The sequence below is a fragment of the Streptomyces sp. NPDC001108 genome, from assembly GCF_053598535.1.
The window spans coordinates 1-16683 of sequence record NZ_JBSFKL010000026.1 but is presented as its reverse complement, the minus strand read 5'-3'; the positions used below and the strand labels follow the sequence as shown (position 1 = coordinate 16683).

Sequence of the window (16683 nt, the reverse complement as noted above, 5' to 3'; positions counted from 1 at the left end):
CACCCCGCCGCCCCGTCACCGCAGCCCGGACCACTCCTCCAGGTAGGCCAGGGCGCCCACCCCGTCCTTGGCGAAGAACACCAGGTCGGTGAGGGGCACGGGCAGGAAGCCCTCGTCCTCCATGCGCTGGAACTGCTGGCGCAGCCCGTCGTAGAAGCCCGCCGTGTTGAGCAGGACGACCGGCTTGTCGTGCTTGCCGTGCTTCTTCAGCTCCAGGATCTCGGTCGCCTCGTCGAGCGTCCCGGTGCCGCCGACCATGATCACGACCGCGTCCGCCTTCTCCAGGAGGAGCGCCTTGCGCTCGGCCAGGTCGCGGGCGATCACCATCTCGTCGGCGTTGGTCCGCGCCTTCGCGGCGAGGAAGTCGACCGAGACCCCGACCAGCCGTCCGCCCGCTTCCTGGACCCCGTCGGCGACGACCTTCATCAGCCCGCTCTCGGAGCCGCCCCAGACGAGGGTGTGCCCGCCCCTGCCGAGCAGTTCGGCGAACTCACGGGCGGGCACGGTGTAACGCGCGTCGAGGTCGGCGGCGGAGAGAAAGACACAGATCTTCATGCGACCACCGTAGACGCCACCGCCGACAGCCGGTCCGCCCACCGTCACGAACCGGCCACCAGAACGGGTTCTACCGCCCTGACCTGCGATTTCATGGAATCTCAAAAAATCTTGGGCCGGAGCGATGAGTTTCTCCGGGGGCGGCGGTCCACCCTCGCATGGACAAGATTCTCTCCCGCGACGGCACGTCGATCGCGTACCGGCACCGGGGCGAGGGCCCGCCGGTGGTCCTGGTCGGCGGCTCGCTGGATACGGCGGAGACGGGGGCGCCGCTCGCGCGCCTGCTGGCGCCGCGCTTCCGGGTCGTGACGTACGACCGGCGCGGCCGGGGCGCCAGCGGTGACGGCGGCCCCTACGCGCGCGAGCGCGAGATCGAGGACCTGGCGGCGCTCGTCGGGTCGGTCGGCGGCGCGGCCTCGGTGTTCGGTGTGGGCGCCGGCGGCGCGCTCGCCCTGGAGGCGCGGGCCGCCGGGGTGCCCCTGGACCTGGTGGCGGTGTACGAGCCGCCGTACACGCCGGGCGCCGCCGGGCTGCGCTACAAGGCGTGCTGCACGGACCGGCTGCGCCGGCTGCTGGACTGCGGGGACCGGGCGGGCGCCGTCGAGCTGTACCTGTCGGTGACCGGGGTGCCCTCCGACCTGATCGCCCGGATGCGCCGGGCCCCGCTGTGGAACGGCCTGGTGGCGATGGCCCACACCCTGGCGTACGACGACGCGCTGCTCGGGGACGGCTCGATCCCCGCCGAGCGGTTCGCCGCCGTCACCACGCGCACACTGGTGGTCTGCGGCGGCTCCAGCCCCACCCCGGCGCGGCTGTCCGCCCGCGCCCTGGCGGACGCCCTGCCGCGCGCCCGGCACCGCATCCTGACCGGGCAGACCCGGGACCTGGCGCCGCAGGCGGTGGCGCCGGTCCTCGCGGAGTTCTTCGCGCAGGGCGGCCTGGACCTCCGCCGGGCGTCCTGAGGCGGCGGCTCCACCCCGCGCGTCCCCGCCCGTACGGGGGTCGGACGCGGACGCGCGGGGGCGCGGTCGCTCAGGCCGTCGTGACCTGGCGGCGGGCCGTCGTGGCGATCGTCGCCGAGCCGACGACGCGGGTGCCGTCGTAGAGCACGACGGCCTGGCCGGGGGCCACGCCGCGGACCGGCTCGGTGAAGGCGACGTGCAGGGTGCCGTCGACGAGTTCGGCGGTGACCTCGGTCTCGCCGCCGTGGGCGCGCAGCTGCGCGGTGTACGTGCCGGGGCCGGCCGGGGCGGTGCCGCACCAGCGGGGCCTGATGGCGGTGAGCGCGGTGACGTCGAGGGCCTCGGCCGGGCCCACCGTCACGGTGTTGTCCACCGGGGAGATGTCCAGGACGTAGCGCGGCTTGCCGTCGGGGGCGGGGTGGCCGATGCGCAGGCCCTTGCGCTGGCCGATGGTGAAGCCGTACGCGCCCTCGTGGGTGCCGACCTTGCTGCCCGACTCGTCGACGATGTCGCCCTCGGCGGTGCCGAGCCGACTCGCCAGGAAGCCCTGGGTGTCGCCGTCGGCGATGAAGCAGATGTCGTGGCTGTCGGGCTTCTTGGCGACGGCGAGGCCCCGCCGTTCGGCCTCGGCGCGGATCTCGTCCTTGGTGGTGAGGGTGTCGCCGAGCGGGAACATCGCGTGGGCGAGCTGCTTCTCGTCCAGCACCCCGAGGACGTACGACTGGTCCTTGGCCATGTCCGAGGCCCGGTGCAGCTCCCGGCCGCCGTCCGCGTTCCGTACGACGGTGGCGTAGTGACCGGTGCAGACGGCGTCGAAGCCGAGGGCGAGGGCCTTGTCGAGGAGCGCGGCGAACTTGATCTTCTCGTTGCAGCGCAGGCAGGGGTTGGGCGTGCGCCCGGCCTCGTACTCGGCGACGAAGTCGTCCACGACGTCCTCGCGGAACCGTTCCGCCAGGTCCCAGACGTAGAACGGGATGCCGATCACGTCCGCGGCGCGGCGGGCGTCGCGGGAGTCCTCGATCGTGCAACAGCCGCGCGCCCCGGTACGGAAGGACTGCGGGTTGGCGGAGAGGGCGAGGTGCACACCCGTCACGTCGTGGCCGGCCTCGGCGGCGCGGGCCGCGGCGACGGCGGAGTCGACACCGCCCGACATGGCGGCGAGCACGCGGAGGGGGCGCTGGGAAGTCTCAGTCATAGCCTCACCAGAGTACGGGGCGCCGGGAACCGAACGCTCCTCGATATGCGTTGTGGATCACATGGGGAGCAAGGGGACGTCGGGGGCCGGGAGCGGCGGGGAGAAGTCCGGGAGCGGCATCGGCCGGCGCGGGCTGCTGATCGGCGCCGCCGTCACGGCCGCGGGCGCCGCGGCGCTGGCGCGGGACGATCTGCGGCGCGCCTGGTGGCGGCTGCCCGGGGTGGAGAAGCCGCGCAAGCCCGGCGAGGTGGATCACGCCGGGGCCCGCTGGGTCGAGGCGTCCCCGGCGAACTGGCGCCGGGCCGACCGCCCCGACGACTACGTGATCGACCGGGTCGTCGTCCATGTCACCCAGGGCGGCTACGCGGGCGCCGTGCGCGCCTTCCAGGATCCGGCGCACGGGGCGGCCGCGCACTACGTGGTGCGCGAGGACGGCCGGGTGACACAGATGATCCGCGAGCTGGACGTGGCGTTCCACGCGGGCAACCGCGCGTACAACGAGCGCAGTGTCGGCATCGAGCACGAGGGCTTCGTGGACCGCCCGCAGGACTTCACGGCGCGGATGTACGAGGCCTCCGCCCGGCTCACGGCGGCGGTCTGCGAGCGGTACGGGATACCGGTGGACCGGAAGCACATCATCGGGCACGCCGAGGTGCCCGGCGCCGACCACACGGACCCGGGCCGGCACTGGGACTGGGACCGCTATCTGAAGCTGGTCCGGGCGGCGCGCCCGCGGTGACGTCCGGACCGCAGCCGGGCGCAGGCGGTCGGCGGGGCCGGGCGGTCAGCTGAGCCCGGCCGTACGGGCCCGCTCCACCGCCGGTCCGATCGCCCGGGCCAGCTCGTCGACGTCCGCCTTGGTGGAGGTGTGGCCGAGCGAGAAGCGCAGGGTGCCGCGGGCCAGGTCGGGATCGGTGCCGGTGGCCAGGAGCACGTGGCTCGGCTGGGCGATCCCGGCGGTGCAGGCGGAGCCGGTGGAGCACTCGATGCCCTGGGCGTCCAGCAGCAGGAGCAGGGAGTCGCCCTCGCAGCCGGGGAAGGTGAAGTGGGCGTTGGCGGGGAGCCGGCCGCCGGGGGCCGGGTCGCCGCCGAGGATCGCGTCGGGCACGGCGGCCAGCACGGCCGCCGCCAGGTCGTCGCGGAGTCCGCCGATCTCGCGGGCGAAGTCCTCCCGCCGCCCGGTGGCCAGCCGCCCGGCGACGGCGAAGGAGGCGATGGCGGGCACGTCGAGCGTGCCGGAGCGGACGTGCCGCTCCTGGCCGCCGCCGTGGAGCACGGGCACGGGGGTGTGCTCGCGGCCCAGCAGCAGCGCGCCGATGCCGAACGGGCCGCCGATCTTGTGCGCGCTGACGGTCATGGCGGCCAGTCCGGACGCGGCGAAGTCGACCGCCAGCTGTCCGACGGCCTGCACCGCGTCCGCGTGCATGGGGATCTCGAACTCCTGGGCCACCGCGGCGAGTTCACGGACCGGGAGGATGGTGCCGATCTCGTTGTTGGCCCACATCACGGTGATCAGCGCGACGTCGGAGGGGTCGCGGAGGACCGCCTCGCGCAGCGCGTCCGGGTGGACGCGGCCGTGCCGGTCGACGGGGAGGTACTCGACGTTCGCGCCCTCGTGCCGGGCGAGCCAGTCGACGGCGTCCAGCACCGCGTGGTGCTCGACCGGGCTGGCCAGCACCCGTGTGCGGCGCGGGTCGGCGGCGCGGCGGGACCAGTAGAGCCCCTTCACGGCGAGGTTGTCGGCCTCGGTCCCGCCGGAGGTGAAGACCACCTCGCTGGGGCGTGCGCCGAGGGCTTCGGCGAGGGTCTCCCTCGACTCCTCGACGGTACGGCGGGCCCGGCGCCCGGCGGCGTGCAGGGAGGACGCGTTGCCGGTGAGGGCGAGCTGGGCGGTCATCGCCTCGATCGCTTCCGGAAGCATCGGCGTGGTCGCGGCGTGGTCGAGGTATGCCATGGTGGGCCCGATTCTACGAGGCGGGGGCGGGGCGTACGGCGGGCGCATGGCGCCCCGGCACCCGCGCACGGCCGGGTGCGGCCCTCACCGCCCCGTTCCCGGGCGCGTCCGGGCGGGTGGCGGCACCGGGTCCCGCGCCCGGTCCGACCCGCGGGTTCCCGGGCGGCGAGGGGGTCTCCGGCGGCGGGGAGGGGCGCCCCGCACCGGTGGTCCCGCCGGTCCGCGCGGCGGCGTATCCGATCCGCGGCGGAGCCACCGTGTCGTCTTGGCGACATGTCGCAAGCACGGCACCGGAGAGGTCTGGTGCGGCGATCAGTGCGGGCCCCAGTCTTGAGCCGCACCGCGTGTCCGTTTCCTTGCCCCCTGGAAAGGTTCCGATGCACATACGGCATCGCTCCGCCGCCGTTCTGGCGGCGGGCGTCCTCATCGCCACTCTGTCCCCCGTCGCCTCCGGCGCGAACGCCGCTCCGCTCTCCCCCTCCGTCGGAGCGGACTCCGCGGGCCGCCCCAAGGTCGTCTCCGTCACCCTCGTGACCGGTGACCGGGTGCGGCTGGAGACCTTCCCCGGCGGCCGGAAGGCCGTCTCCGTCGAACCGGCCCCGGGCGCCACGCAGGCCGACTTCACCCAGCTGGAGATCGACAAACAGACGTACGTGCTGCCCCGCGCCGCGCTCCCGTACATCTCCTCCGGGAAGCTGGACCGGCAGCTGTTCAACATCACCTCCCTGATCGAGCAGGGCTACGACGACGCCCACACCTCCGCCATCCCGCTGATCGCCCGCTACACCCGCGGGACGAACCCCACGGCCAAGGGAGCGCCCACCGGTTCGCGCAAGGGCCTGGTCATCAAGAGCCTGCGCGGCTCGGCGCTGAAGGCGGACAAGAAGCAGGCCGGGCGGTTCTGGAAGGCCATCGACGACGACGCGCTCGCCAAGAGCCTCGCCGGGAGCGGCGCGAAGAGCGCCTCCAGGGGATCCGCCTTCAAGAACGCGGCCTTCGAGGACGGCGTCGAGAAGCTGTGGCTGGACGCGAAGGCGCACGTCTCCCTCGACCGCAGCACCGCGCAGATCGGTGCGCCCGAGGCGTGGCAGGCCGGTTACGACGGGAAGGGCGCGACCGTCGCCGTCCTGGACACCGGAGTCGACGCCACCCACCCCGACCTGACCGGAAGGCTCGACGAGGTACGCAACTTCACCACGGACCCCACCGCGAACGACGGCCACGGCCACGGCACCCATGTCGCCTCGACCGTCGCCGGCAGCGGCACCGCCTCGGGCGGCTCGCGCAAGGGCGTGGCACCGGGGGCGCGGCTGATGATCGGGAAGGTGCTGGACCACACCGGCTCCGGCCCGTACTCCGCGATCCTCGGCGGGATGGAGTGGGCCGCCAACGCGGGCGCCGACGTCATCAGCATGAGCCTGGGCGGCGGGCCCACCGACGGCAACGACATCCTGAGCATCGCCCTCGACCAGCTCACCGAGGACACCGGCGCCCTCTTCGTCGTGGCGGCGGGCAACTCGGGCGCGGACTACCAGGTGGGCTCCCCGGGCGCCGCGGCCCGCGCGCTGACCGTGGGCGCCGTCGACCGCGACGACCAGCTGGCCTCCTTCTCCAGCCGCGGCCCGCGCGTCGGGGACAACGGCGCCAAGCCCGACCTCACCGCTCCCGGCGTCGGCATCGTCGCCGCCCGCGCGGCCGGCACGTCCATGGGCAGCCCGGTGGACGCCTCGTACACCGCCGCGTCGGGTACGTCCATGGCGACCCCGCACGTGGCGGGCGCGGCGGCGATCCTGGCCGGCCGGCACCCGGACTGGAACGCCCAGCAGCTCAAGGACGCGTTGATGAGCACGACGCGGACCACCCCGGACCGGACGGTCTACGAGCAGGGCACCGGCCGGGTGGACGTGGCCCGCTCGGTGCGCCAGCAGGTGCGCGCCACCGGCACCACCGGCTTCGGCTCCCTGGACCCCGACTCGGGCCCGCAGCAGGTGCACGTCACCTACACCAACGACGGCGACACGCCTGTCACCCTCGCCCTGGACACCACCTTCGACGGGATGTTCGACTCCCCGGCCCCGGCGGGTGTGGTCAGCGCCCCCGCGCAGGTCACCGTGGCCGCCCACGGCACGTCCGACGTGACCGTGACCCTCGACGCGTCCGCACTGCCGCAGGGCGTCTACGGCGGTCGTCTCACCGCGACCTCGGCCGACGGCGGCACCGTCACGCACACCGTTCTCTCCGCGTCGAAGGACCCGGCCAAGCACAAGGTCACCCTGCGCGGCATCGACCGCGCCGGACAGCCGGCGGACATCTCCCCGCTGATCCTGCTGGGCCCCGTGGGCCGCTTCGACATCATCGGGTCGGTGCCGGCCGGGGAGACCGCGGCGGTGGAGGTGCCCTCGGGCACGTACTACCTGCACGGCGTCATCCCGCAGGCCACGGAGGAGAACGCGAGCGCCAGCCTGGTGGTCGACCCCCAGCTCCGGGTGGACGGCGCCACCGACGTGGTGCTCGACGCGCGCAAGGCGGTCCCCGTCGACATCCGGACCCCCAAACCGGCCGAGCACCGGGGCACGGTGGTCTTCTCCACGCACTGGACGGCCGGGGACCGGGACTTCATCAGCTTCTACACCAGCGGGCACAGCGGCGGATACCGCCTCTACGTCACCCCCACCAAGAAGTACACCGAGGGGGAGTTCGAGTTCTCCTCCCGCTGGCAGCTGGCCGCGCCGCTGCTCACCGCACGCGCCGTCTCCCGCACCAGCACCGCCGGGGTCCCCCTCCGCCTGCTGCACAACTCCCCCGCCGTGGAGAGCAAGCGGCGCCTGAAGGTGGTGGACGCCGGTCACGGACGCCCCGAGGACTACGCGGCGCTGCGCGCCCGCGGCACGGACGTCCGCGGCGCGGCGGTGCTCGTCGCGCTGGAGGGACTCGAGTACGACGAGGCGGTGGCCGAGGCGGCCCGCGCCGGAGCCGCCGCCGCCCTCACCACCGCCGAGGGCAACCTGTACTCGTCCGCGTCCTGGCAGCCGGTGGGAGCCCGGCTGCCGGCGATCGGGTTGTACGCCTCCCACGCCACCGCGGAGCGGCTGCGCGAGCCGGGCACCGTGCTGGAGCTGAAGGGCACCCCGGACAGCCCCTACGTCTACGACGTCGTGCAGTCCTCCCGGCAGCGCGTCCCCGAACGCGTCGTCCACACCGTCGAACCGGGGAACACCGCCACCGTGGTCTCGCGCTACCCGGACACGAACGGCGTCCGCTACGTCACGGAGGACCGGCCGTCCTGGCGGCCGTGGGAGGGGGACAACGGGGTCCTCTCCATCCGGTCCCGGTACGTCCGCACCGGGCAGGTGCGTACGGAGTACCTGAGCGGCCCCGCCGACACCCGGTGGCTGCACTGGGTCAACCCGCGTACCGCCTGGGCGATCCAGGCGGTGGGGACCGGCATGTTCGGCCCCCAGCGCACCTACCGGCCCGGTGAGCGCGTCACGGAGAGCTGGAACGGGGCCGTGGTGCGCCCGGCGATCCCCCGGGGCGTCGACGGGCTCGCGTTCCGCAAGGGCGACCAGCTGACCATCGGCATCCCCGAGTTCGCCGACAGCACCGCCGGCCACTACGGCTTCGCCCTGCCCGCCACCAAGGCCGACACCCCGTACCCCGACGGGACCAGTGCCGTACTGCGCCGCGACGGCAAGGTCCTCGCCGAGGGGCCCCGGGCGTGGGGGGTCTTCCCCGCGGGCGGGGACGACGGCCGCTACCAGCTGGACCTGGACGTGAGGCGCAGCAGCCCCGAGGGCACCCTCTCGCGGGCCACCAGCACCCGCTGGTCGTTCACGGCCCCCCGCCCGGCCGAGGGTGAGCGGTCCCTGCTCCCCCTCCTCCAGCTCGACTACGACGTGGCCACCGACCTCCGGGGCGCCGCCCCCGACTCCGGGGCCTTCGCGTTCGGAATGAGCGCCCGCTACCCGGACGGTCTGACGGGCCGCTCCGTGAAGGGCATGGAGGTGTCCGTCTCGTACGACGACGGCGGGCACTGGCGGGCCGCGACGGTGTCCGCCCGGGGTGACGGCGCCTACCGCGTCCGGGTCACCCACCCCTCGACCGCCCGCACCAGCGGGTACGTCACGCTGCGGGTCCGCGCCTGGGACGACGCGGGCAACGAGGTGACGCAGCGGGTCGAGCGGGCGTACGCGCTGAGGTAGGAGGCAGTACGCGGGATCCGGAAGCCGCGGCCGACCTCCCGGTCGCGGCTTCCGTGCGTCCTACGACAGCCAGTCGCGCCGCGCCGCCTGCCACACCAGTTGGGTGCGCGTCCTCGCGCCCGCCCGCTGCATCAGCGCGGTGATCCGGCGCTGCACCGTGCGGTGGCTGACCCCCAGCTGGGTGGCGATGGCCTTGTCCGCCACGCCCGCGACGACCAGGGAGAGCAGATAGCGCTCGTCGCCGGCGAGGCCTCCGCCCGGTCTCATGCCGCCGGCGAAGTCGGCCAGTTCGCCCGTCTCCGTGACGTGCAGCGGGGTCCCCGCCGCCCACTGGATGTCGAACAGGGCGACGAGGGCGTCCAGGAGCGTGCTGCTGCGGATGATCGCGGCGGTCGGCTCGCCGCGGACGCCGGTCGTGCTGCTCGGCATCAGCGGGCAGACGGCGACGGAGCTGTCGACGATGACCATCCGTACGGGGATCGTGCTGGTGGCGCGGGCCACTTCACCGGCGCGGATGCCCTGGGCGACGTTGTCGACCATGCCGGGCGCCTCCAGGCAGGCCCGTTCGTAGATCGCCTCGTAGCGGATGCCCCGGGCGAGCAGCTCGAACTCCTCGTGGTTGTCCTGGGCACGCAGCGCCACGGGGTTGGCCTTGCAGAACCACCGCAGGTCGCTGCGGGCCCCGTAGGCGAGTTGGCGCAGCTGCTGGCGGATGGCGCCGGCCCCGGTGATCACCTCGACCAGCTGCCCGGCGTCATGGCGCCGGCCGCCCGCCCGGTACTCCTCGGCCAGCTGTTCCACTCCGCGCCGCGCCCACTCCAGCGCTTCCTGGCCGCGCGTCAGCAGGGGCTGCAGCGCCACGTCCGGCGGGACGGGTACGTACCGCATGCCCCCGTCGCCCGGCAGCCGCCCGACCATGCCCTTGTCGTGCAGGGAGGACAGGAGCGACGCCGCCTCGTGCTCCTGGAGGTGGAGCTGTTGGACGATCTCGTCCACGCCCGCACCCCGTACCTCCACCAAGTGTCGGTAGAGCCGCTCCTCCGCCGCCCCGATCCCGGCTATCTCCAGCACGCGCCTTCTCCCTCCCCGCAACCCACCCCGAGCGGACGCCCACTGTGCCGTCCATGATCGAACAGGATGCGGTCGCCCCGCCGGGCGATCAAGGAGACACCACGGTTCCATGGCCCCCGCCGCTGCCGCCGCGCCCGGTTCAGCCGCCGAAACTCCAGGCGACGGCGCCGTTTCCGGTGACGAGGAGGGCGAGGACCACGAGGTCGGCGACGCCGAGGCCGAGCCCGAGCCAGGCACGGCCGCGGCGGGTGGTGGACCGGACGAGGGCGAGGATCGCCATCACGATGGCGGCCGGGCCGAGCAGGATGTTCATCACCAGCAGGCCGACGAGCCCGAGCACGAAGGAGGCGACGGCCAGCCCGTCCGCGTCCCGGACGGAGCGGTCGGCGCGTACGTCCTCCGTGTCGGGGTGGCGGGCCGGCGCGGTGAGGGTCATGGGTGCGGGCTCCTTCGGTGCTGCGGTGGGGGGGAACGCGGGCGGGGCCGGGCGGGGTCAGTGGGAACGTCGCTGCGCGCCGGTCCGCTCCCGTACGGCGAAGACGAGCAGCCAGCAGCCGATCAGGGCGGCGAGCGCGAAGCTCAAGGGCAGGGGGATCTGGGCCACCGCCCCGATCACGACCCCGAACAGCAGCAGTACGGCGACAAGAACGACCATGTTCAGCCTTTCCCCGGACCCTCACGAGCACTTGAGAGTACGACTGTTCACTGACTCGTCAGTCTAAACACACGCACGGCTTCCCCACTCCGGAGAACAGTTGTTTACTGAATGGCATGAGTCACACCGCCGGCACCCGGCTGGCCCAGAAGATGAGGACGCGTCAGGCGCTGCTGGACGCGGCGCTCGCGCTTCTGGAGCACCAGAGCCTCAGCAGCCTCGGGCTGCGGGAGGTGACCCGCGCCGCCGGGGTCGCGCCCACCGCCTTCTACCGGCACTTCGACGACACGGCGGCGCTCGGCGTGGCACTCGTCGAGGAGGCGCTGGGCAGCCTGCACGGGGTGATCGGCGCGATCCTCACCGAGTCCGGGGACAGCGAGGAGCGGCTCGGGCGCGGCATCGGGCTGATCCTGCGCCATGTCGCCGAGCAACCCGCGCACTTCCGCTTCATCGCGCGCGAGCAGCACGGCGGTGTGGGCCCGGTGCGGGAGGCCATCGCGGCCGAACTGCGGCGGTTCGCCGAGGAGGTGGCGGCGTCGCTCGCCGAGGAGCCCGACTCCCGGGGCTGGAGCGACGGGGACCTGCTGATGCTGGGCGGCTTCTACGTCGACCACATGGTGATCACCGCGTCGGCCCTGCTGGACGCGGGCCCGGAGGGCGAGCGGGAGGTGGCCGAAACGGCCCGCCGCCGGCTCCGGCTGGTCACCCTCGGCCGGGCGCACTGGCTGGACGACGGGGGCGCGTGACCCGCGCGGGGAGGGGTGGTCGGGCATCCCCCGCGTGCGCGGGGACAACGGCCGGACGGCCGCCGCGGCGTCGGCCTAGTCCGGAACACCCCCGCACCCGCGGGGACGACAGGTATCCGCGCCGCTGGAGACCGAGCAGTGCCGGACCACCCCCGCACACGCGGGGAGAACGTTCAGAAGGTCGATCACGCCCTTGATGGCGCCCGGACCACCCCCGCACACGCGGGGACAACACTGCGCGAGGGCCCGCCCCCGCCCCGGCCGGCGCCCTGCCCCCGTCGCGCCTCACGGGGCGCACGGGGGGGGCAGGGCCGGGGGCGTCAGGGGCGCGGGGCGCGGGCGAGTTGGCGGGACTGGGCCACGAGGCGGTCGGCGCTGTCCCAGACCTCCGCGTCCTCCTCCAGGAAGCCGCCCGCGAGGTTGCGGGTGGTGATGGAGACGCGGAGCGGGCCCGGGGCGGGGCGGCAGCGGACGTGGGTGGTGAGCTCGACGGTGGGCGTCCAGCCCTTGAGGCCCAGCTCGAAGGAGGTGGGCGGCAGCGCGTCCACGGTGAGCAGCAGCGAGAGCGCGTCGGCGTCGCGACCGTCCGCGAGGCCGAACCAGCCGCGCATCTCACCCTTGCCCGAGGGTGCGCCCACGGCCCAGCCGACCGTCGCCGGGTCGAGCCTGATGTCGAGCCGGCCGGTGATGGCGGAGCTGCCGGGGATCGGAGCCGGGCCGTCGTTGGCGCCGAGGCACTGCTCCAGCGGCGGGATGGCGGGCGGCTTCGCCTCCGTACGGACCTCGTCGGACAGCGCGTCGAGGTCGCCGTAGGTGGCGATGACCCGGATGCGCTCGATCTCCGAGCCGTCCTCCGCGTACTGGAAGAGGGATGCCTGGCCGGTGGAGAGGGTGCGGCCGGTGCGGACGGCCTGGGTCCGGATCACCGCGGGGCCGGGGACGGACGCGGTGAGGTAGTGCGCGGAGACCGAGAAGGGGTCCGGGTGCGGCAGCGCCTGGCCCAGCGCGCGGCCGAGCATGGCGAGCAGATAGCCGCCGTTGACGGCGTGGATGATCGTCCAGCCCGCGGAGAGCTCGGCGTCGTAGACGCCCTCCTCGCGAAGGGTGACCGCGGTGTCGCGGTCGAACTCGCTGTCACCGATGGTCGCCGGGGACCCGATGGTCGCCGGTCCGGTCTGCGCCGCCTGCTCTGCTGCCTGTGCCATGCGACGCACCGTACACCGATTGTATTACTGAGCGGTAGCTTTTTGGTGCGGATCACAGCGGTGCGCGGCTCAGGCCGCCGCTGCGCTCTCCTCGGCCGCCGCCGACTTCCGGTTGAAGGCGCGCGGGGCCCGCCAGTGGTAGCGCATCGCCATCAGCCGGAGCACGAAGGCCACGATCACGGCGGCGCCGCTGGTGAGGGCGTTCAGCATGCCGAAGCGGATGCACAGCACGGTCATCGCGGCGCCGACGACGGCGGGCACCGCGTACAGGTCTCGGTCCCAGCGCAGCAGCGAGGGCACCTCGTTGGCCAGGACGTCGCGCAGCACACCGCCGCCCGCCGCGGTGGCGAGCCCGAGCGCCGCCGAGGCGGTGAGGCCGAGCCCGTAGTCGTACGCCTTGACCGTGCCCGTCACGCAGAACAGCCCGAGGCCCGCCGCGTCGAAGACGTTGACGGCCACCTGGATGCGCTCGACCTGCGGGTGGAGGAAGAACACCAGCACGGCCGCGAGCAGCGGGGTGGTGAAGTAGCCGAGGTCGGTGAAGGCGGCGGGCGGGACCGCTCCGATGACGATGTCACGGAACAGCCCTCCGCCCAGCGCGGTCACCTCGGCGAGCACCGCGATGCCGAAGACATCGAAGTTCTTGCGTACGGCGAGCAGAGCGCCGGAGATCGCGAAGACGAAGATTCCGACGATGTCGAGCGCATGCTGGACGGAGGGCGTGAACAGTTCGGTGAGCACCGGGCAATTGTGCCGGTACTACCCCTCTGTGCTGTCCTCCGGCGTATCGGACGCCGCGGCCGGGGCGGCCGGACCGTCCGTCGGCACGCTCTCCGGGTGGTGGCAGGCCACCTGGTGGCCGGTCCGCAGCGCGGCCAGCGGCGGTTCCTGCGTCTTGCAGACCTCCGTGGCCTTCCAGCATCGGGTGTGGAAACGGCATCCGCTGGGCGGCGAGATCGGCGAGGGGACGTCGCCCTTGAGCAGGATGCGCTCGCTCTTGGCCGAGCGGCGCTTCGGGTCGGGGATCGGGACCGCGGAGAGCAGCGCCTTGGTGTACGGGTGCATCGGCGCCCGGTAGAGCGACTCGCGGTCGGCCAGCTCCACGATCTTGCCGAGGTACATCACCGCGATCCGGTCCGAGACGTGCCGGACCACCGACAGGTCGTGGGCGATGATCACGTAGGTGAGGCCCAGTTCGGCCTGGAGGTCGTCGAGCAGGTTGACCACCTGCGCCTGGATCGACACGTCGAGCGCGGAGACCGGCTCGTCGGCCACGACCAGCTTGGGCTTGAGCGCGAGCGCGCGGGCGATCCCGATGCGCTGGCGCTGGCCGCCGGAGAACTCGTGCGGGTAGCGGTTGTAGTGCTCGGGGTTGAGGCCCACGACCTCCAGCAGCCGCTGCACCTCCTTCTTGATGCCGCCCTCGGGCGTGACGCCCTGGAGCTTGAAGGGGGCGCCGACGATCGTGCCGATCGTGTGCCGCGGGTTCAGCGAGGAGTACGGGTCCTGGAAGATCATCTGCATGTCCCGGCGCATCGGGCGCATGCCGCCCACGCCGAGGTGCGTGATGTCCCTGCCCTCGAACTCGACGCTCCCCGCGGTGGGTTCGAGCAGCCGGGTGATCAGGCGGCCCATCGTCGACTTGCCGCAGCCGGATTCCCCGACGACGCCCAGGGTCTCGCCCGAGCGCACCTCGAAGTCGATCCCGTCGACCGCCTTCACGGCGCCGGTGGTGCGCTGGAGCAGCCCCTTCTTGATCGGGAAGTGCTTCTGCAGCCCGGTCACCCGGAGCAGCACCTCGCCGGGAGGGATGTCGCCGGCCGGGGCATCGGGCGCGGCCGACCTCTGCTCGGGCACGTCCGCGCCCTTGTCCTCGCTCGTCACGGCCTTGTCCTCGCTCACAGCTTGGGCGCAATCTCTTCGGTCCAGATACGCTCCCGCTGCTCCTGCGACATGTGGCAGGCCGCCCAGTGCCGGCTGCCGACCTCCTGGAGCTCGGGCCGTACGGTGCGGGTGACGTCGTCCTTGGGTACGTCCGCGTACGGGCAGCGCGGGTTGAAGGCGCAGCCGGACGGGATGTTGATGAGTGACGGCGGGGAACCCTTGACCGGGATGAGCCGGTCGGTCTGCTCGCGGTCGAGGCGCGGCATGGAGCCGAGCAGCCCCCAGGTGTAGGGGTGGCGGGGCTCGTAGAACACCTTCTCGGCCGGGCCGCGCTCGACGCAGCGTCCGCCGTACATCACCAGGAGGTCGTCGGCCAGCTCGGCGACGACGCCCAGGTCGTGGGTGATGATGATGACCGCGGAGCCGAACTCCTTCTGCAGGTCCCGGATCAGGTCGAGGATCTGCGCCTGGACGGTCACGTCGAGCGCGGTCGTCGGCTCGTCGGCGATCAGCAGTTCGGGGTTGTTGACCAGCGACATCGCGATCATCGCGCGCTGGCGCATACCGCCGGAGAACTCGTGCGGGTAGCTGTCGACGCGCTTGTCGGGCTGCGGGATGCCGACCCGGTCGAGCATCTCGATCGCCCGCTTGCGGGCGGTCTTCTTGTCGACGTCGTGGTGGACCCGGTACGCCTCCACGATCTGCTTGCCGATCGTGTAGTACGGGTGCAGCGCGGACAGCGGGTCCTGGAAGATCATGGCCATGTCGCGGCCGCGCAGCCTGCGCACCTCGTCCGGGTCGGCCGAGAGCAGTTCCTTGCCGTCCAGCCAGATCTCGCCGGAGACGCGGGGCTTGCGCTTGCCGTACTGGCCGGTGGTGTGCAGGCCCATGATGCCGAGCGAGGTGACGGACTTGCCGGAGCCGGACTCGCCGACGACGCCGAGGGTCTTGCCCTTCTCCAGCTGGAAGCTGAGCCCGTCGACGGACTTGACCAGGCCGTCGTCGGTCGGGAAGTGCACCTTGAGGTCGCGGACCTCCAGGAAGGCGGTGGGGGCGGGCGAGCCGGAGCTCGTGGGCTCGCCCAGCGCGGCACCGGTCTTGTTCGGTTCGGTCATCCCAGCCTCACTCGCGGGTCGATGACGGCGTACATGATGTCGACGACGAGGTTGGCGACCGCGATCGCGAGTGCCGCGAACAGGGTGACGCCGAGAATCACCGGAAGGTCCTTGCTGCTGATCGCCTGGACCGCGGCGAGCCCGAGACCGGGCAGGTTGAACGTGGACTCGGTGAGCACGGCGCCCCCGAGGAGCACGCCGATGTCGAGGCCGAAGACGGTGAGGATCGGCGTCATCGCGGAACGCAGGGCGTGCCGGGTGATGACGGTGCCCTCGCCGAGGCCCTTGGCGCGGGCGGTGCGGATGTAGTCCTCGCCGAGCACTTCGAGCATGGTGGCCCGGGTGAGCCGGGCGTACATCGCGGCGTTGAGGAAGGCGAGCACGATCCACGGCAGGATCAGCGACTGGAACCAGACGCCGATGCCGTCGTCGGTGGAGAGGTTGTCGGCGATCCGCACCCAGCCGAGGGTGTGCACGAACAGGCCCATGGCGACCATGCCGGTGAAGAAGATCGGCAGCGAGACACCGGCGAGGGCCGTGGTCATCGCGGCCCGGTCCCAGACGGTGCCGCGGCGCAGCGCCGAGACCACACCGGTGGCGACACCGCCGAGGAGCCACAGGACGCAGGCGCCGGCGGCGAGCGCGCCGGTGACGGGCAGCGCGTCCTTCAGGGTGGTCCACACCGGGACCTCGGTACGGAAGGAGTACCCGAAGCAGGGCGCGGCGCAGTGGGTGACGTCGGCACCGTTCGCGTAGTCGCGTCCCATCGGGATGCCCTTGACGAACTCCCAGAACTGGACGAGGAGGGGGTCGTCGAGACCCAGCTTGATCCGGATGCCCTGGAGCTGCTCGGCACCGGAAGCCTTGCCGGCGAAGAGGACTGCGACGTCCTGACCCGCCCACTTGGGCAGCATGAAGAAGATGGTGAACGTCGCGAGCAGTACGACGAGCACCATGATGACTACGGCGAACAGGCGCCGGATGAGATAAGCAAGCACTGTGCGCGGCCCGGCGGGGGGGGGGGGGCCCCCCCGCCGGGGGCCCCCCCCCCCCCCCCCCCCCCCCCCCCCCCCGGGCCGGGGGGGGGGGGGGGGCGCGGGGGGCGGGGCGGCGCGCGGCGGGCGGGGGGGGGCCGCCCC

Annotated in this window: 15 protein-coding genes; 4 read left to right on the top strand and 11 right to left on the bottom strand. The window is 73.2% G+C overall.

Features of this window, described 5'->3' with window-relative positions:
- Positions 1–15: 15 nt before the first annotated feature.
- On the bottom strand, positions 16–555 hold the full coding sequence (locus ACWC97_RS32270) for an LOG family protein (RefSeq protein ID WP_352280747.1): 540 nt from the start codon (positions 553–555) through the stop codon (positions 16–18).
- A 158-nt stretch (positions 556–713) separates the two neighbouring features.
- Between ACWC97_RS32270 and ACWC97_RS32265 the strand changes: the two genes are divergently transcribed.
- Positions 714–1517 carry an alpha/beta fold hydrolase gene (locus ACWC97_RS32265; protein WP_352280745.1) on the top strand — a complete coding sequence of 268 codons (804 nt, stop codon included), beginning with the start codon at positions 714–716 and terminating at the stop codon, positions 1515–1517.
- A 70-nt stretch (positions 1518–1587) separates the two neighbouring features.
- On the opposite strand, the gene mnmA is transcribed toward ACWC97_RS32265, so the two are convergent.
- Positions 1588–2712: a tRNA 2-thiouridine(34) synthase MnmA gene (gene mnmA, locus ACWC97_RS32260; RefSeq protein ID WP_352280743.1), complete on the bottom strand. Its 1125-nt coding sequence runs from the start codon at positions 2710–2712 to the stop codon at positions 1588–1590.
- Positions 2713–2773: 61 nt separating this feature from the next.
- On the opposite strand from mnmA, the gene ACWC97_RS32255 reads away from it, so the two are divergent.
- On the top strand, positions 2774–3451 hold the full coding sequence (locus ACWC97_RS32255; RefSeq protein WP_352280741.1) for an N-acetylmuramoyl-L-alanine amidase: 678 nt from the start codon (positions 2774–2776) through the stop codon (positions 3449–3451).
- 45 nt (positions 3452–3496) lie between these two features.
- Here ACWC97_RS32255 and ACWC97_RS32250 read toward each other — a convergent pair whose 3' ends face one another.
- On the bottom strand, positions 3497–4666 hold the full coding sequence (locus ACWC97_RS32250) for a cysteine desulfurase family protein (RefSeq protein ID WP_450653201.1): 1170 nt from the start codon (positions 4664–4666) through the stop codon (positions 3497–3499).
- Positions 4667–5043: 377 nt separating this feature from the next.
- On the opposite strand from ACWC97_RS32250, the gene ACWC97_RS32245 reads away from it, so the two are divergent.
- The gene (locus tag ACWC97_RS32245) at positions 5044–8868 is read left to right on the top strand and encodes a S8 family peptidase (RefSeq protein ID WP_450653199.1); all 3825 of its coding nucleotides are present in this window, start codon (positions 5044–5046) and stop codon (positions 8866–8868) included.
- A 60-nt stretch (positions 8869–8928) separates the two neighbouring features.
- Here ACWC97_RS32245 and ACWC97_RS32240 read toward each other — a convergent pair whose 3' ends face one another.
- The 3 genes from ACWC97_RS32240 to ACWC97_RS32230 form a co-directional block, all read right to left on the bottom strand.
- Entirely contained in the window at positions 8929–9939 is a 1011-nt protein-coding gene (locus ACWC97_RS32240; protein WP_352280736.1) for a helix-turn-helix transcriptional regulator, read from the bottom strand.
- Between the two features lie 139 nt (positions 9940–10078).
- The gene (locus ACWC97_RS32235) at positions 10079–10375 is read right to left on the bottom strand and encodes a DUF4190 domain-containing protein (RefSeq protein ID WP_450653197.1); all 297 of its coding nucleotides are present in this window, start codon (positions 10373–10375) and stop codon (positions 10079–10081) included.
- A gap of 57 nt (positions 10376–10432) precedes the next feature.
- On the bottom strand, positions 10433–10594 hold the full coding sequence (locus tag ACWC97_RS32230) for a hypothetical protein (RefSeq protein ID WP_450653195.1): 162 nt from the start codon (positions 10592–10594) through the stop codon (positions 10433–10435).
- Between the two features lie 116 nt (positions 10595–10710).
- Here ACWC97_RS32230 and ACWC97_RS32225 point away from each other — a divergent pair, with 116 nt between their 5' ends.
- On the top strand, positions 10711–11340 hold the full coding sequence (locus ACWC97_RS32225) for a TetR family transcriptional regulator (RefSeq protein WP_450653193.1): 630 nt from the start codon (positions 10711–10713) through the stop codon (positions 11338–11340).
- Between the two features lie 320 nt (positions 11341–11660).
- Here the strand turns inward: ACWC97_RS32225 and ACWC97_RS32220 are convergent, their stop codons facing one another.
- From ACWC97_RS32220 to ACWC97_RS32200, 5 genes are all read right to left on the bottom strand, one after another.
- Positions 11661–12545: a thioesterase family protein gene (locus tag ACWC97_RS32220; protein WP_450653191.1), complete on the bottom strand. Its 885-nt coding sequence runs from the start codon at positions 12543–12545 to the stop codon at positions 11661–11663.
- 69 nt (positions 12546–12614) lie between these two features.
- Entirely contained in the window at positions 12615–13286 is a 672-nt protein-coding gene (locus ACWC97_RS32215) for a trimeric intracellular cation channel family protein (RefSeq protein ID WP_352280726.1), read from the bottom strand.
- 18 nt (positions 13287–13304) lie between these two features.
- Positions 13305–14402 carry an ABC transporter ATP-binding protein gene (locus tag ACWC97_RS32210; protein ID WP_385212139.1) on the bottom strand — a complete coding sequence of 366 codons (1098 nt, stop codon included), beginning with the start codon at positions 14400–14402 and terminating at the stop codon, positions 13305–13307.
- A gap of 41 nt (positions 14403–14443) precedes the next feature.
- On the bottom strand, positions 14444–15544 hold the full coding sequence (locus ACWC97_RS32205; protein WP_352280724.1) for an ABC transporter ATP-binding protein: 1101 nt from the start codon (positions 15542–15544) through the stop codon (positions 14444–14446).
- Positions 15541–16542 (bottom strand): ABC transporter permease, encoded by a 1002-nt coding sequence (locus ACWC97_RS32200; protein ID WP_352280757.1) that lies wholly within the window; start codon positions 16540–16542, stop codon positions 15541–15543. The genes ACWC97_RS32205 and ACWC97_RS32200 overlap by 4 nt, the downstream gene beginning before the upstream one ends.
- Positions 16543–16683 lie beyond the last annotated feature (141 nt).

Excerpts from the sequence above, each read along its gene's own strand:
- ACWC97_RS32270 (WP_352280747.1), bottom strand. The coding sequence starts at position 555 with ATGAAGATCTGTGTCTTTCTCTCCGCCGCCGACCTCGACGCGCGTTAC.
- ACWC97_RS32265 (WP_352280745.1), top strand. The coding sequence starts at position 714 with ATGGACAAGATTCTCTCCCGCGACGGCACGTCGATCGCGTACCGGCAC.
- mnmA (WP_352280743.1), bottom strand. The coding sequence starts at position 2,712 with ATGACTGAGACTTCCCAGCGCCCCCTCCGCGTGCTCGCCGCCATGTCG.
- ACWC97_RS32255 (WP_352280741.1), top strand. The coding sequence starts at position 2,774 with ATGGGGAGCAAGGGGACGTCGGGGGCCGGGAGCGGCGGGGAGAAGTCC.
- ACWC97_RS32250 (WP_450653201.1), bottom strand. The coding sequence starts at position 4,666 with ATGGCATACCTCGACCACGCCGCGACCACGCCGATGCTTCCGGAAGCG.
- ACWC97_RS32245 (WP_450653199.1), top strand. The coding sequence starts at position 5,044 with ATGCACATACGGCATCGCTCCGCCGCCGTTCTGGCGGCGGGCGTCCTC.
- ACWC97_RS32235 (WP_450653197.1), bottom strand. The coding sequence starts at position 10,375 with ATGACCCTCACCGCGCCGGCCCGCCACCCCGACACGGAGGACGTACGC.
- ACWC97_RS32230 (WP_450653195.1), bottom strand. The coding sequence starts at position 10,594 with ATGGTCGTTCTTGTCGCCGTACTGCTGCTGTTCGGGGTCGTGATCGGG.
- ACWC97_RS32225 (WP_450653193.1), top strand. The coding sequence starts at position 10,711 with ATGAGTCACACCGCCGGCACCCGGCTGGCCCAGAAGATGAGGACGCGT.
- ACWC97_RS32220 (WP_450653191.1), bottom strand. The coding sequence starts at position 12,545 with ATGGCACAGGCAGCAGAGCAGGCGGCGCAGACCGGACCGGCGACCATC.
- ACWC97_RS32205 (WP_352280724.1), bottom strand. The coding sequence starts at position 15,544 with ATGACCGAACCGAACAAGACCGGTGCCGCGCTGGGCGAGCCCACGAGC.